The sequence below is a fragment of the Arthrobacter sp. SAFR-044 genome (assembly GCF_059414985.1).
The window spans coordinates 155,714-171,059 of record NZ_JBPFDN010000003.1 but is presented as its reverse complement, the minus strand read 5'-3'; the positions used below and the strand labels follow the sequence as shown (position 1 = coordinate 171,059).

Here is a 15,346-nt window from a genome sequence, read left to right as displayed (position 1 = left end):
CTAAGCATTGAGCGTTCTGCACTCAACTCTACTCAGGGCGCCAACGATGTCAATCCAAAGTTGAGTGAAGGACGCTCAACTTTGCGTGCAATGGTCAGAAATAACCTCGGCACTCCTTGAATTCCCGCGGATCAGGGCGCAAATATACGACGCCGGCAGGCACGTTCGCTATGCGAGAACGTGCCTGCCGGGCTACTTACCGTTCCGTATTCCGGTCACCATGGAGCGGTCCGCGCTCCTCGTCCGTCGCCTGGACCTGCCCGCCGGTGAGCCCCTCCCGGATGGCGCGCTCCGTACGGGCACCACCGGCAGCGCCGGCATCGCCGTAGTCGCCTTCTTCGTATTCCCCGTCAGCGGCATCGCGTTCGGGTTCGTTGATGGTGCCGGCGTCGCCGTAGTCGCCGTCCACATACTGGCCGCCCTCCCCCTCCAGTCCGGGCGCACTGCTGCCCTTGCGGGGTTCCTCGGCTGCAACTTCAGGATTCTCAGTCATGGTGCATCTCTCCTTCGAGGCTCGGCGTCCGTAGGGGCGCACTGGCAGTCTATCGACGGGCTGCACGCACCAACAGGGCAGGGATCATCTGCTGGGAACCTCTTCCAGGGGCTCGACGCCGGGCTTCCGCGGCTGCACGGCGTTCCCGCCGTCCGTCCGCCCCAGCTTGCTGGGCCACCAGATCTTCGGTCCAATGTCGTAGGCCAGGGCCGGCACCAGCAGCGAGCGCACCAGCACGGTGTCCAGCAGGACGCCGAACGCCACGATGAAGGCCAGCTGCACCAGGAACATGATCGGGATGACGCCAAGGGCGGCGAAGGTTGCGGCCAGCACCACGCCGGCCGAGGTAATGACGCCGCCGGTCACCACCAGGCCGCGCAGGATGCCGGGCCGGGTGCCGTGCTTGAGCGATTCCTCGCGGACCCGGCTCATCAGGAAGATGTTGTAGTCCACGCCCAGGGCCACCAGGAAGACGAAGCCGAACAGCGGAACGGTGGCGTCAGCTCCCGGAAAGCCGAAGAGGTTGTTGAACACGAAGGCCGAGACTCCCAGCGCGGCTGCGTAGGACACCACCACGGAGAGCACCAGCAGGACCGGGGCCACGATGGAGCGCAGCAGCAGCATCAGGATGAAGAGGATCACCACCAGGACAACCGGAATGATGACCACCAGGTCGTGCTGGGCCGTGGTGTTGGTGTCGAGCGCTGTAGCAGTTACGCCACCCACCAGGGCACCGGGATCAACGGCCTTCACCTCGGTGCGCAGGGCCTTGATGGTTTCCTCCGCCTCCAGTGAGTCGGCGGCATCGTTCAGGGTGGCGTTGATCAGCACCTTCCCGTCCCGGACGTCCGGGGCGCTGGGTGCGCCGGGGGCTCCGGTGATGGGCACGCTGCCGGGGCCCAGCAGGTAAGCCTCGCCCACGCCGTCGTCCGCTTTCACCTTGTCCAGCACCTCCGCCGCCTTGCCCTGGTCTGCAACCACGACGGCGGGGCTGCCGCTGCCTGCGTCGAAGTGGCGGGCCAGCGCATCCTGGCCGTCCACCGCGTTCGAGGCGGTGAGGATGACGTCCGTCTGCGGCACGCCGTTGGCTTTCAGCTGGAACAGGCCGCCTGCGGCAACGAGGAGCAGGAGGACGGAGGCAACCCACACGGTCCGGGGGCGCCGCGAGACCAGCGACCCGGTGGCCCGCCACAGACCCTTCTGGCCTTCCAGTCCGGTGACCAGCTCAGGTTCGCGCTCATCCGCAGGGAGGAGCTTGGGCCGGAACGGCCAGAACGCGGCCCGGCCCAGCAGCGCCATGAGGGCGGGCAGCAGGGTGAGCGCGGCGAAGAGGGCGCACAGGATGCCGGCGGCGGCCACCGGGCCCAGGGCCTTGTTGGAGTTCAGGTCGGAGAAGAGCAGGCACAGCAGGGCGATGATCACGGTGGCGCCGGAAGCCAGGATGGGCTCAAAGGAGGCTTTCCAGGCGGTCAGGACGGCGGCTGTGCGGTTGGCGGTGTGGGTGAGCGCCTCGCGGAAGCGGGCCACGAAGAGCAGTGCGTAGTCCGTGGCGGCGCCGATCACCAGGATGGAGAGGATGCCCTGGCTTTGGCCGTTGAGCTGGATCCAGCCGGCCTTGGCCATGCCGAACACCAGCAGGATGGCTGCGCAGAGGGCAAACACCGAGGTCAGCAGCACCATGATCGGCAGCAGCAGGGACCGGTAAACGATCAGCAGGATCACGAACACGGCGGACAGGGCCACGAGGAGGAGGATGCCGTCAATGCCGCCGAAGGCCGCGGTAAGGTCTGCCGCCAGTCCAGCGGGGCCGGTGACGAAGGTTTGGGCCCCCTCAGGGGCAGCCTCTTTCACGGTGTCCCGGAGCTCCTTCACTGCGTCCTTGACCTCAGTCGAGGATCCGATGGGGACCACGAACTGGACGGCCTTGGCGTCCTTGGACGGAATCGGACCGATGACGGTGCTGCCCAGTTTGAGCTTCTCAAGGTCGGCTTTGAGGGTGGCCAGTCCGCCCAGCTGTTGGGGCGTGAAAACCTCGTTTTTCTCGATGAGGATAATGCCGGGAACCTCATCCGAGTCGCGGAACCTCGCCTGCCAGTCCTGGGCTTCCGTTGCCTCGGCGCTGGCGGGCAGGAAGGATGCCTGGTCATTGGACGACACCTCGTCCAAGCGGCCGAAGGTGGGCCCACCAACCCCGGCCAGCCCCAGCCAGGCCAGCACCAGGACAACGGGGACCAGCCAGCGCAGCCAGAACGGGACAAGTTCCCTGCCAACTTTTGTGCGTTTCATGATGCCTTCCGTGGGTGAGCAGGAGGAGTAGTATTTGTTCCAGCATAGATTATCTCCATGACAGAGATAAGTGCCAGTCAAGCTTTTTTGGTTTGACCCGGCAGCAGGTCGCCGGGGAGCAGTCGGCCGCCTCCTGGACCTTGGCTGGAGTAATATCCGTCAGGACGCTTGGGCAGCAACGCGCTGCAACCGGACAACGGGAGGTGGAGATGGCGGCTAACAGTGTTCCGGACCCATCCCCCTCGGCACCGGCAGGACGGGAGTTCGGCCACCCCCTGCTCAGGATCCTGCAGGAGTTCACTCTTGAGGCGAACCGGTACGTGGATGCTGCCGGAGAGCGGAAGGACATGCACCGCACGGACATGAACGCCTTGGCCGTGATCATGCGGCACACCGCACGGGGCAACGTGGTGACGCCCGGCCTGCTGCGCAAGGAGTTGAACCTGAGCTCCCCCGCCACGACGGCGCTGATCGACCGGCTGGACAGTTCAGGACATGTTGTTCGTGAGCGGCACAGCACGGACCGGCGGCAGGTCCAGCTGAAAATGACCCCCAAGGCATTCCAGGAGGGCGGGGCCATCTTTGCACCACTCGCCCAGCACATGGGCAGCGCCCTGGCCGCGTTCTCCGAAGAGGAACTGGAGACTGTCACGCGGTTCATGACGGCAATGATCGACGCCACCGTAGCTGCAAGGACCGAATCCGCCGGGGCGTGATCCAGCATCCGCCGGCACAGCAGGAGGGCCGTACCGGAGCATCCAGGACGGCCCTCCTGCGCTGGCAACAGCGCGGCGGGATTACGGTGCTTTGGGTCGAACCGCCACCAGCCATCCGGCCCACTCGCGGGCGGCACTGAACGTCCACGTCTTCGCACCGCCCGGTCCCGCGGCTGCCTGGACGCCGTCGGCAACTTCGAACCGGCGTGCGCCGGTTTCGATTGCCTGGGTCATCCCCGCCGGCGAGGTGAGGGTCACTGAGCCGGAGTTGACGCTCATGCATCCGACGAGCATCGCGTTCGCGGTTGTGGTGGTCACTGCCGGGACGGTGCCCGACGACGCTGCCGCTCCGGCCGCGGTGGTGGCAGCGGTGTCAAGCCCGGCCGCGCCGGAATAAGTGGCGATACCCCCGCCGCTCGTCGTCGAAGTCGTCGTCCAGGAATAGCTGGCCGGCTCGGCGGCGGTGGCCACCTTGTAGAAACCGTAAACCTTCGGATTCGCGATGCTGGTCGCCGCAGCCAGCCGTGTCCAGCCGGCCGGAGCACCCGTCGCCGTGACGGTGCCGCCATTCAGGGCAACACAGCTGACCATCAGGGTACCTTCGGCCACATTGGCCGGTTTGGGGATGGTAAGCGTGGTACTCGTTGCGGTGTTCACGGCCTGGCTGACCGCCCCGCGGGTAATCGTGCCGGTGCCGCCGCCCGTGTCGCCGGCGCTGATGCTCCAGGTCTGGGTGGCAGCCGTGGCATCGGTGTTCCCCGCCGCGTCCTTGGCCCAGACGTTGAAGGTGTGGGACCCGGCGGACAGCCCGGTGTAGGCCTGGGGTGAGGTGCAGTTGACGCGTGCGGCGCTGTCCAGGCTGCATTGGAACGTGGAATTGGCTTCACTCGACGTGAAGGCGAAGGACGCACTCGTGGACGTTGTCGTTGCAGCCGGCCCCGAAGTGATGGTTGTTTCAGGGGGCACGGTGTCGCCGGGCGGAGGCGTGGTGGGATCGGGCGTCGGCGTGGATCCTGCCCCGATCCTGCGTGGATCGTAGGCGGGGTCGACGAGCAACGCGGGCGAGTATGCTGCAGCAATGGATTGCCAGGGCACCACCTTGAAGTTCTGTTTACCGGTGTCGTTGCTGGTGTCCTGCGTAACGAAGAAGCCCTGGGGGAAGGGACCGCCCACCCCGAAGTTGGTGACGTCTATCCCGTCCATCCCGGTCACGGCGTCGATCCCGTTCGCGGTGGGAATGGCGAAAGCTCCCAGCGGCCTGTTGTCATCCCGGGCATAGGCGTGGAACCGGTTGGAGCCCTGGCTCGCGGCCAGCAGGTACCCCGCGCCTCCGCTGCCGTAGTAGATGCTGATGCCCTTGATGTCCTGGACGATGTCGCCGCCGTTCTCGGTGGTGCTGACCACCTTGGTTCCGGTTGTCGAGTCGCCTGGCTCCGCGCCGAAGCGCCAGATCCCCCCGATGTCCTCCTGGGCTATGTACAGCCGGTTCATCTCATCATCGGCTACGAGGCCCTCGGTGTGGGCCGGACCACTCACCGTCCAGCTGCGCACCAGCTTGCCGGTGACGGACCCGGTGGAACCGTCAAGTTCCCACTGTTCCACTTTGCCGACGTCGGTGACGTATGCGAAGTACTTTCCGGTGGTCGGCGAGTGGTAGAAGGAGAACCCGCGGGGCGTAGCAATATTTGAGGTGGGTGCGAAACTGCCCACCTTCGTCAGCGAGCGGTCCGACTCGTTGACCTTGTAGAAGTCCAGGCTGCGGACCCTGTTGGTGACACCGACCAGCCCGACTTTGCTGCTGCCCAGGGGGAAGTTGTAGCGGACATCGACGTTGTTCATCCGTCCGTCCGGGTAGTAGAACAATTCCTTGCCTGAGAGGTCGTAGACCACCAGCCCGTGCCCGTCAGTGCTCTTGTCAGTTCCGATGGTGGTGCTCTTGGACGGATCTGTGGGATGGATCCAGACCGCGGCGTCATCCGCGGCATCCCCCGTGCCGTGCACCGGGGCAGTTTCGACCGTGGCGCCCACCTGTGCCACAGCCGCGTTCGCCACCTGGGCATTGAGCCCCACGAACAGCCCAGCGAGCAGCCCCGCCGCCGTCAGCGCGGAAACGAACTTGGATGTGATTGTCACCCTGTCCTCCCAAAGCTTGATGCCGCACAGCGTATGCCGGTCTTTTAACCGCGGGTACGGGGTTTTCCACCCTCCCTAACCGGGCCCCCTACGGGGTTTGACGAGACGTTGGTAGCGTTTGGTTATGAGTGCGCAGCAGCCTGAAGATGACGTTTACACGCACGGCCACCACGAATCGGTGGTCCGCGCCCATGCCGCCAGGACCGCCGAAAATTCCGCGGCGTTCGTCCTCCCGTACCTCACGCCCGGGTCCACGCTGCTCGACGTCGGATGCGGGCCCGGCACCATCACCTGCGACTTCGCCGCCCTGGTCAGCCCCGGCAAGGTCACCGGCCTGGACCGCTCACCGGACATCGTGGCCCAGGCCCAGGCGCTCGCCGTCGAACGCGAAGTGCCCAACGTGGAATTCGTGGCGGGCAACATTTACGACCTGGACTTCCCGGACGAGACGTTCGACGTCGTCCACGCCCACCAGGTGCTGCAGCACCTGACGGACCCCGTCGAGGCGCTCCGGGAGATGCGGCGGGTGGCGAAGCCGGGCGGCATCGTGGCTGTCCGCGACGCCGACTTCCATGGCATGAGCTGGTACCCCGACGTTCCCGAGCTGGACGAGTGGATGGACCTGTACCAGCGGATTGCCCGCCGCAACGGGGCGGAGCCCGACGCCGGGCGGCGGCTGGTCAGCTGGGCACAGGCTGCGGGGTTCACCGACGTCGCGCCCACCAGCAGCAACTGGCTTTACGCCACGGCGCAGCAGCGCCGCTGGCAGGCACGCGTCTGGGGTGAAAGGGTGCTGCATTCGGCCTTCGCCGAGCAGGCGCTTGAGTACGGATTCGCCAACCCGGCCGACCTTGCCCGGATCTCAGCGGGCTGGCACCGCTGGGGCTCCACGGACGACGGCTGGTTCCTGATCCCCAATGGCGAGGTCATCGCGCGGGCCTGATTCCCAGGGTTGTCCACATAGCCTGAGGGTTGTCCACATAGCCTGCGCCCGCCCTTCCTGCGCGAATGGGACCGACGTAGCGTCGGGATATGACGTACTACGGCGACAACGACTACTGGTCAGAACCTATTGCGGTGGAGGTTGACCAAGTAGACTTGGTCAACATGGGACAATACAACGTCCAGGAAGCCAAAACGCGCCTTTCCGAGCTGTTGAACCTTGTGGAACGCGGTGAGGATGTGGTCATAGCAAAGTCCGGCAGACCCGTTGCACGGCTGGTCAAAATAGAGCGGCCCTCCAGGCGGGAGCTGGGCTTCCTTGCGCCGCTGCAGATTCCCGATGAATTCTATGACCCTTGGACTGACGACGAAATGGGAGCTGCCGAGTGACGCAGCTGCTGCTGGACACCCATGTGTTCCTCTGGGCGATCGCCGAGCCCAGGAAGCTTTCATCCAAAGCCAGGAATGCCATCACGAAACTCGAAAACCAGGTCTTCGTCTCCCCGGTGACAGCCTATGAGCTGTCTTATAAACACCGGCAGGGAAAGCTCCCCTCCGGGGCTGCGATCGTCACCAGCTTCGGACGGCAGATTGCCCACCTCTACGCCTCGGAGATCAGCATAAGCGCACCCCACGCCCTTGCCGCAGGACAGCTGGACTGGGATCACAAAGACCCGTTTGACCGGATGCTGGCGGCCCAGGCCATGGTGGAAGGGTTCACGCTCGTCACCGCCGACGACGATCTCCGGGCCTTCGAACCCGTTCCCACGCTCTGGTAAGGGTCCAGGACGCCCCGCCGTGGAACAGCTGGGCTTGGCCGTAAGATTGATCAGTGCAATTTTCCCTGTGGCTGGCCCTGGCGGGCGCCGGCGTCCTGATCAGCTTCACCCCGGGTGCCGGGGCCATCAACACCATGAGCAACTCCCTCAATGCCGGCTTCCGCCGGTCCATCTGGGGAATCCTGGGCCAGCAGGCGGCCCTCATTGTGCACGTCCTGATTGTGGCCCTGGGCGTTGGCGTGCTGGTGGCGAGTTCCCCCGTGGCCTTCAACGTGATCCGCTACGCCGGCGCGGCTTACCTGGTGTACCTGGGCGTCCGCCAGTTCCTCAGCAAACCCACTGTGGCGCAGGAGCAGGCAGCCATCCTCCGCCACGAGCCCGCCTGGTCCATTTTCAGGCGTGGGTTCTGGGTCAACCTGTTGAACCCGAAGGCAATCGTGTTCTTCCTGGCCTTCACTCCCCAGTTCATCCGGCCCGACCAGCCGCTGTTCACGCAGTACGCCATTCTCACTGCCACCATCGTGGCGATCGACATCGTGGTGATGTGGTTCTTCTTTGCCGCAGCAGCACGGTCCTTCCAGCGGTTCACCAGCACCGAACGGGGCCAAGGAGTCCTCAGCAAGGTGTTTGGCGTCCTGTTCGTGGGCGTGGGCATCCTGCTGGCCCTGATCCACTGACAGGCGGATGCATTCAAGGGTTCCGCGCGTTTACACCATCATTTCTTGTACCCCTTTCAGACCGAGTAATGCATCTTTACAAGCCTGTAAAACTTTGTGAACCGGCGGCTAGCCAAAGGTGCCCGGAGCGCGCATGCTTAGTCCCATGACCTCAACGTCGAGCGCATACCGCGTCATCACTGTCTGCACGGGCAACATTTGCCGGTCCCCCATGGCCGAGCTCATGCTCCAGGCAGCGCTTGAACGCGAGGGCCTGGACGGGCTGGTGAAGGTGGACTCCGCCGGCATCACCGGGTACGAGGCTGGGCGTCCCATCGATCCCCGCGCGGCCCGCCGCCTGGCCGTGACCCAGCTGGCATCGGAACATCACGTGGCCCGAGAGTGGGAGCCGGAGTGGTTCCGCGAGCGCGACCTGATCCTGGCACTGGACATCGACCACTACGCCTGGCTGAGCGAAGCCGCCCCGGACCAGGAATCCCTGGACAAAATCCGGATGCTCCGCAGTTTCGATCCCGCCATGGCGGACAGGGACCGGCTGGACCAGGGCATCGAGGACCCCTGGTACGGCGGGCATGCGGATTTCGACGCTGTCTGGCACCAGATCCACACGGCGCTGCCGGGCCTGGTCCACCACATCAAGGCAGCCGTCCTGCAGAACACGCAACTGCAACCGCACTAGCTGCGGAGCGCTGAATACAAGCGGCGCGGGTACGGAAAACGGTACGCTCTAGTCCATGAGCCCAGCCCCCGTCATCATCGCCATCGACGGGCGCTCCGGCGCAGGGAAGACCACCCTTGCCGTCGAACTTGCGGCCCGGCTCCGCGCCCACCACAAGGTCTCGCTGTTCCACCTTGAGGACATCTACCCGGGGTGGGACGGCCTGGCGGCCGGCGTGGAGCGCTATGTCACCGCTGTCCTCACTCCGCTGAGCCGCGGCGAGGCGGCCACCTGGACCAGCTGGGACTGGGAGCACCATTACGACGGCGACGCCCGGGTCACGCTGCCTGCAGAGATCGTCATCGTGGAGGGAGTGGGGGCCGCCGCGGAGGCTGCCCGGCCCATGCTTGGCGCGGTGATCTGGGCCGAGTCCCCGGACGACGTCCGCCGTACGCGGGCGCTGGACCGCGACGGCGCAACCTATGAGCCTTACTGGGACCAATGGGGCGCCCAGGAGGAAGAGTGGTTGGGCCGGGACGACGTACCGGGCCACGCAGACCTTCGCGTCCAAAACCTCGCCGACGGATCAGCCCCGGGGGACCTGCTGAAGCTCCTCCCCTACCTGCCGGCCCTGGCGCCTGCCCTGGCCCCGGAACTGTCCGCACGCCGCGGCCTTCGGCTCCATGCCGAGCGCGTGGACGCTTTCCCCGACGCACCGGCACTGTTCCAGTCGCTGTACGGAACTTCCCCCAATGCAGTGTGGCTGGACTCCTCCAACGCGGGCAGCTTGCCGGACAGCCGGGGAGAAAGCAGTGCAGACCCGGCGGCGCGGACTGCCGCCGAGCGCAGCCGGTTCAGCATCATGGCGGACGACGCCGGCACCTTCGGGCAGTTCGTGACGCACCGTTCGGGGGTGAGCCTGATCAGCGCAGGCTCCGCCACTGCCAAGGTCCCCGGCCCCTTCTTCCGCTGGCTGGACACCGTCTGGGGCCGCAGGGCCGTACGCACCCCCGACGGCTATCCCTCCGAATTCACCCTGGGCTGGCTCGGCTGCCTGGGCTACGAGCTGAAACGCGAAACCGGCGGCAGCGACCTGCCTGCCCCCACCCCGGACGCTGCCCTGGTCTTCGCCGGCCGGGCCGTGGTCCTGGACCATACCGAAGGCGCAGCCTGGCTCCTGGCCCTTGAGGCCCCCGACGCCGTGAACTGGCTGGCGCAGGCCCGGGAAGCTGTCGAAACCGCGAGCGCCGGAGGACAGCCGGCGGGTGGCCCGGCAGCGCAAGCCGGCGGCAGCACCGGCGTCGTACTTCCTGTACCTCCCGCATTCCGCAGCCGCGACACGGGCGCACAGTACCGGGAAAAAATCGCCGCTGCCCAGCATCAAATCGCCCAGGGAAACACCTATGAGGTCTGCCTGACCACCACGCTCGAAGCCCGGGTCCCGGCCGGTTCGGTGGATCCATGGACCGCCTACCTGGCGCTGCGCCGCAGGAACCCCGCCCCGTTCGCCAGCTACCTCCGGCTGGGGAACCTCGCCCTGGCCAGCACCTCGCCGGAACGGTTCCTGAAGATCGCGTCCGACGGCGGCATGCGCGCCGAGCCGATCAAGGGCACCCGGCGCCGGGCTGCTGACCCGCAGGAGGACAGCCGGCTGCGCGAGGAGCTGGCCACCTCGCTGAAGGACCGGGCCGAGAACATCATGATCGTGGACCTGCTGCGCAACGATCTCAGCCACTTTGCGGAGCCCGGCTCCGTGACGGTCAGCCGGCTCTGCGCCATCGAAAGCTACGCCACGGTCCACCAGATGGTCAGCACCATCGACGCCCGCCTCCTCCCCGGCGCACCGAGGGCAGAGGCGGTAGCCGCGTGCTTCCCCGCCGGTTCCATGACGGGCGCGCCCAAGATCAGCACCATGGCCATCCTGGACCACCTGGAGGCTGGGCCGCGTGGACTCTATTCCGGTGCCATCGGCTATCTGTCGCTCAACGGGGCGGCCGACCTCGCCGTCGCCATCAGGACGCTGGTGATCAGCACGGCCGGTGACGGAACGGCTGAGCTGTCGCTCGGCGTCGGCGGTGCCATCACCTCGGACTCGGTGCCGGACGACGAATACGAGGAAATCAGGACCAAGGCCTACGGGGTGCTTTCCACCCTGGGCGCCGTTTTCCCGGAAGACTGACGCAATCCGGGAGGACGGCGCATCCACACTGCGGACACCCGTTTAGAAAGAAGCGGCCGGGGGTACGCCCCTGACCTCAGCTGAACCGCTCAAGCCATGCGGCGGACCCAACCCTGGGTGCTTTCCCCACAAGTTAGGTATGCCGCGTGACGGACCTCTCCCCTCCCCAGAACACCAGCAAGGCACCGCGCAGCGCCAAGTACGTCCTCATGCTTGGTGCGCTGGCCGCGCTTCCGGCCCTCACCACGGACATGTACCTGCCCTCGCTGCCCGCTGTGGAGGCCGATCTCCGCACCACCCAGACCGCTGTCCAGCTGACGTTGTCCGGAACCCTCGTAGGGGGCGGGCTCGGCCAGCTGGTGATCGGTCCGTTCTCGGACCGGTTCGGACGGCGGCTGCCGCTGCTCATCGGCATCTCCCTGCACGTGGCCATCTCGCTGCTGTGTTCCATCACGCCGAACATCGAAACGCTGACAGGGCTGCGGGTCCTGCAGGGCTTCTTCAACGCCGCCGCTGCCGTGGTGGCTCTCGCAGTGATCCGTGACCGCTTCGTCGGTTCCGCCGCCGCGCAGCTGCTGTCCCGGCTCATGCTGGTCATCGGCGTTGCCCCGCTCCTGGCCCCCACCGTGGGCCAGGCCATCGCCGCGCTCTGGGACTGGCGCGCCGTCTTCTATGCACTGGCGCTCATCGGCGTGGTCCTGGTGGCAATCGTCTGGAAGTTCATGCCGGAAACCCTGCCGGAGGACAGCCGCAGCCCGGGCCACCCCCGCCACGTGGCGGGCGCTTACTGGTCGCTGCTGCGGGACAGGCACTTCATGGCCCTGGCCGTGATCCCCGGACTGGGGCTCGCCTTGATCATGAGCTACGTGGTGGGCTCACCCTTCGTCTTCCAGAACGAATACGGCTTTACCGCCCAGCAGTTCGCCCTCGTGTTCGCCCTCAACGGCGCAGCGCTTGTCCTCTCGGCCCAGCTCAATGCCGCCCTGGTCCGCAAGTTCCCGCCGGTCCGTCTCCTGCGCACCGCCCTGCTGGTCCAGTTGGGCCTGGCCCTGGTGCTGCTGGCGGTGGTTGCCACGGGCGCCGGGGGCCCGATCGGCCTGGTGGCCGGCCTGTGGCTGGTCCTGTCAGCCCAGGGGATGATCCCGGCGAACGCCTCCGTGCTGGCCCTGCACAACTACGGCCACATGGCGGGAACGGCGGCGGCAGTCATCGGCGCCCTGCAGTCCGGCGTCGCGGGATTGGTGAGCCCCCTGGTGGGACTGCTGGGCGGGAATTCCCTGTCGATGGTCACCGTCATGATCGGCAGCTGCACCGTGGCGGTGCTGGTGCTTGCCTTAGGGACGCCCGCCTACCGGAAGGGCGGCTGGCCTGAGCACGCGGAGCACGACGACGGCCGGCGGGTCAGTGCCGAAGACTAGCCGCAGCGGGGGCTGGACTTGTTATTGAACCGTGGCCGTCAGCCGGGCCACGTTGTCCACGTACCGTGCGGCGAGGGGCCGGTTGAGCCAGTCCGCGAGTTTGAGCTCATGGGAGATGTCCCGGTAGGTGTCCTCCACTGCCCGCATCTTGTTCACGATGTCCTCCCCCAGCAGCATCACTGACACCTCCAGGTTCAGCGAGAAGGACCGCATGTCCATGTTGCTGGAGCCCAGGACGGCCACCTCGTCATCGATGGTGAAGTGCTTGGCGTGCAGCACGAACGGGGCCTTGTACAGGTAGATCCGCACACCGGCCTCAAGGAGCGCCTCGTAGTAGGACCGCTGCGCGTGGTGGACCAGGAACTGGTCGCCCTTCTCGGAGACGAACAGTTCCACATCCACGCCGCGCTGGGCAGCGGTGGTGATGGCGTAGAGCAGTGAGTCGTCCGGCACGAAGTAGGGGCTGCAGATGGAGATCCGGTGCTGGGCCGAATAGATGAGGGTGTTGAAGAGCCGGAGGTTGTTTTCCGTGATGAAGCCGGGGCCACTGGGCACCACCTGGGCCGTGACGTGGCCGGGTTCCGGGTTGGCCGGGAGCTGCAGCTGGTGTTCCAGCGACTCGTCGGTCTCGCTGAGCCAGTCGGTGGCGAAGACGACGTTCAGGGTGGTCACGATGGGGCCGCGCAGGCATGCCATCAGTTCCACCCATTCTCGGCCTGCCTTGCGGTGCCGGGGGTTGTTGTAGGAGGGCTCGATCAGGTTCTGCGAACCCGTGAAGGCGATTTCGCCGTCGATCACCATGATCTTGCGGTGGTTTCGCAGGTCAGGCCGGCGCCATTGGCCATGGATGGGCAGGAGCGGCAGCATCCGCTTCCACTGGATCTTGCCGGCGCGGAGGCGTTTGAGCAGCTTCCGGTACCCCTTGATGCGCAGGGTTCCGATGTGGTCGAACAGGAGCCGCACCTCCACTCCCCGTTCGGCGGCTTCCTCCATCGCCGTGAGCAGGTCGTTGGTGACATGGTCCGAACTCATGATGTAGAACTCGGCGTTGACGAACTTTTTCGCCTTCCGCACCGCCTTGGTCATCTCCAGGATGGAATCGGGGTAGCCCGGAATGAGGTCCACGGAGTTGCCGTCCACCATGGGCAGGGAACCCAGGGTGCGGTTCAGTTCAGCAGCGGACTTCACCCATTCCGGACCCGGGTAGTCACTTTCAACATCGGAAAGCGCGGTGATGCCGGCCTGCACGCGCTCATTGACCAGCTGCTGCTGTGCCCGCCGGCGGCTGGACAACCGGAAATTGCCGAACAGCAGGAACAGCACAATGCCCACGAACGGAATGAAAAAGATGCCCAGCAGCCAGGCCATGGCGGTGGTGGGGCGCCGGTTGCCGGGGATGATGCCCAGCGCCAGGATCCGGATGGCCAGGTCGGCGAAGCCCAGGAGCACCACCACCCACGTCGGCGCGGTGCCGGCAAGCGAGAAAGGCCACAACACGTCTAAAACCCCCGGGGAGATTGGGCTCCGGAGGACGGCTTCCGGCCGGTGCACTCCGCCCAGCTTATCCGCGGTACAGCACTAAGCTGGTGCCATGACCTCACCAGCCCCCGTGGTTCTCGCCTTCCTCGATCCCGCTTTCCCCGACGGCAGGGTGGCCGATGCCACCAAACCCCAGCTGCTGGTCACCGACCTCGGGGTCACCCGCGGCGACGGCGTCTTCGAAACCATGCTGGCCGTGGGTGGAACGGTGCGGAAGATGCAGGCCCACCTGGACCGGCTTGGGGGCTCCGCCGCGGCGCTGGACCTGGTCATCCCGGACCAGGACGCGTGGCGGCGCGTTATTGCGGCTGCGGTTGCACGGCACCGATCCGAGAACCCGCCGGCAGACGCCGCCGCCGATGAACTGGTGGTCAAACTGGTGGTGACCCGCGGCGTGGAAGGCGCAGCGCCCACGGCCTGGGTGCAGGCGTCGCCGGCCGGGGCTGCCGGCCGCCGGCAGCGGGAAACGGGCATCGACGTCATCCTCCTTGACCGGGGTTACGACAGTGATGTGGCCGAACGGGCGCCGTGGCTGCTCCTGGGCGCCAAGACGCTCTCCTACGCCGTCAACATGGCCGCGCTGCGCCATGCCCACAAACAGGGCGCCGACGACGTCATCTTTCTGTCCTCTGATGGTCGCGTGCTGGAGGGCCCCACCTCCACCGTGCTGCTTGCGCATGTGGAAAAGTCCGACGACGGCACAACAGTGAAGCGTCTCATCACCCCGCAGCTGGACAGCGGCATTCTGGCCGGAACATCGCAGGGCGCCCTCTTCGCCGCCGCCAAGGCGGCGGGCTGGGAACTGGGCTACGGTCCGCTGGAGCCCCGGGACCTCACGGACGCCGACGCGGTCTGGCTGATCTCCAGCGTCCGCCTGCTGGCCCCCGTGAACCGGATCGACGGCAAGGAAATCGGCACCCCGTCCATCCAGAAGGAACTGACCGCCGAGTTGAGTGAACTTTTCGCCGGCATCCACTAGTCCGCGTCAAGCGGCGCAATCCCTTTTCCCGCTCCGGCATCACCCGTAAGGTGTGGACCATGGACTCGCGAAACCTGCCGATTGAAAACCTGTCCTTCGACGACTGCTGGGAACTCCTCGACAACGACACCGTGGGCAGGCTTGCCATCGTGGTGGATGAACATCCTGAGATCTTCCCCGTGAACTACGCTGTCCACCTGCGCAGCATCGTCTTCCGCACGGCGCCCGGATCAAAGCTTTGGGGTGCACGGATGGAACGGCCGGCGGCACTGGAGATCGACGGCTATGACCCCGCCTCGGAACAGGCATGGAGTGTGGTGGTGCGGGGCGAAACCGAGATCCTCGAGGACCAGGGCGTGAAGGATGCCGTGGACAGGCTTGGCCTGGAACCGTGGCAGCCAGGCGAAAAGGCCAACTACATCAGGCTCAACGCCAAAGCCCTCACGGGGCGACGGTTCCGGGTGAACCGGCCGGACGTCTGGAACACCCGCCTGCAGGACCGGCGCCGGGCATCCTTCGAATAGTGCCGCCCGGGCAAGCACGTTTC

General features: G+C 66.2%; 14 protein-coding genes. 10 read left to right on the top strand and 4 right to left on the bottom strand.

From position 1 onward, the window contains the following. Positions 1 to 196 precede the first annotated feature (196 nt). Complete coding sequence (locus ACR65J_RS05850) at positions 197 to 493, bottom strand: hypothetical protein (RefSeq protein WP_440166924.1); 297 nt, start codon at positions 491 to 493, stop codon at positions 197 to 199. An 84-nt stretch (positions 494 to 577) separates the two neighbouring features. Then, positions 578 to 2,779: an MMPL family transporter gene (locus ACR65J_RS05845; protein WP_440166922.1), complete on the bottom strand. Its 2,202-nt coding sequence runs from the start codon at positions 2,777 to 2,779 to the stop codon at positions 578 to 580. Positions 2,780 to 2,988: 209 nt separating this feature from the next. On the opposite strand from ACR65J_RS05845, the gene ACR65J_RS05840 reads away from it, so the two are divergent. Beyond that, positions 2,989 to 3,495, top strand: coding sequence for a MarR family winged helix-turn-helix transcriptional regulator (locus tag ACR65J_RS05840; protein WP_440166920.1), 507 nt, complete (start codon positions 2,989 to 2,991; stop codon positions 3,493 to 3,495). 81 nt (positions 3,496 to 3,576) lie between these two features. Here ACR65J_RS05840 and ACR65J_RS05835 read toward each other — a convergent pair whose 3' ends face one another. Beyond that, entirely contained in the window at positions 3,577 to 5,628 is a 2,052-nt protein-coding gene (locus ACR65J_RS05835) for a phytase (RefSeq protein ID WP_440166919.1), read from the bottom strand. Positions 5,629 to 5,752: 124 nt separating this feature from the next. Here ACR65J_RS05835 and ACR65J_RS05830 point away from each other — a divergent pair, with 124 nt between their 5' ends. The 7 genes from ACR65J_RS05830 (at position 5,753) to ACR65J_RS05800 (ending at position 12,281) form a co-directional block, all read left to right on the top strand. After that, on the top strand, positions 5,753 to 6,571 hold the full coding sequence (locus ACR65J_RS05830; RefSeq protein WP_440166917.1) for a methyltransferase domain-containing protein: 819 nt from the start codon (positions 5,753 to 5,755) through the stop codon (positions 6,569 to 6,571). A gap of 89 nt (positions 6,572 to 6,660) precedes the next feature. Next, on the top strand, positions 6,661 to 6,960 hold the full coding sequence (locus tag ACR65J_RS05825) for a type II toxin-antitoxin system Phd/YefM family antitoxin (protein ID WP_440166915.1): 300 nt from the start codon (positions 6,661 to 6,663) through the stop codon (positions 6,958 to 6,960). Next, positions 6,957 to 7,349: a type II toxin-antitoxin system VapC family toxin gene (locus ACR65J_RS05820; protein ID WP_440166913.1), complete on the top strand. Its 393-nt coding sequence runs from the start codon at positions 6,957 to 6,959 to the stop codon at positions 7,347 to 7,349. Before ACR65J_RS05825 ends, ACR65J_RS05820 begins: the two co-directional genes overlap by 4 nt. A gap of 53 nt (positions 7,350 to 7,402) precedes the next feature. Next, positions 7,403 to 8,026: a LysE family transporter gene (locus ACR65J_RS05815; protein ID WP_440166911.1), complete on the top strand. Its 624-nt coding sequence runs from the start codon at positions 7,403 to 7,405 to the stop codon at positions 8,024 to 8,026. 145 nt (positions 8,027 to 8,171) lie between these two features. Beyond that, positions 8,172 to 8,705, top strand: coding sequence for a low molecular weight protein-tyrosine-phosphatase (locus ACR65J_RS05810; protein WP_440166909.1), 534 nt, complete (start codon positions 8,172 to 8,174; stop codon positions 8,703 to 8,705). Positions 8,706 to 8,760: 55 nt separating this feature from the next. Further along, a complete protein-coding gene (gene pabB / locus ACR65J_RS05805) occupies positions 8,761 to 10,863 on the top strand; it encodes an aminodeoxychorismate synthase component I (protein WP_440166907.1) in 2,103 nt (700 codons plus the stop codon). A 146-nt stretch (positions 10,864 to 11,009) separates the two neighbouring features. Continuing rightward, positions 11,010 to 12,281 (top strand): multidrug effflux MFS transporter, encoded by a 1,272-nt coding sequence (locus ACR65J_RS05800; RefSeq protein ID WP_440166905.1) that lies wholly within the window; start codon positions 11,010 to 11,012, stop codon positions 12,279 to 12,281. 21 nt (positions 12,282 to 12,302) lie between these two features. Here the strand turns inward: ACR65J_RS05800 and cls are convergent, their stop codons facing one another. After that, positions 12,303 to 13,778, bottom strand: a complete 1,476-nt coding sequence (cls, locus tag ACR65J_RS05795; RefSeq protein WP_440166904.1) for a cardiolipin synthase — start codon at positions 13,776 to 13,778, stop codon at positions 12,303 to 12,305. Positions 13,779 to 13,872: 94 nt separating this feature from the next. Here cls and ACR65J_RS05790 point away from each other — a divergent pair, with 94 nt between their 5' ends. Beyond that, a complete protein-coding gene (locus ACR65J_RS05790) occupies positions 13,873 to 14,799 on the top strand; it encodes an aminodeoxychorismate lyase (protein ID WP_440166902.1) in 927 nt (308 codons plus the stop codon). Positions 14,800 to 14,858: 59 nt separating this feature from the next. Next, on the top strand, positions 14,859 to 15,323 hold the full coding sequence (locus ACR65J_RS05785) for a pyridoxamine 5'-phosphate oxidase family protein (protein ID WP_440166900.1): 465 nt from the start codon (positions 14,859 to 14,861) through the stop codon (positions 15,321 to 15,323). Positions 15,324 to 15,346: the final 23 nt, after the last annotated feature.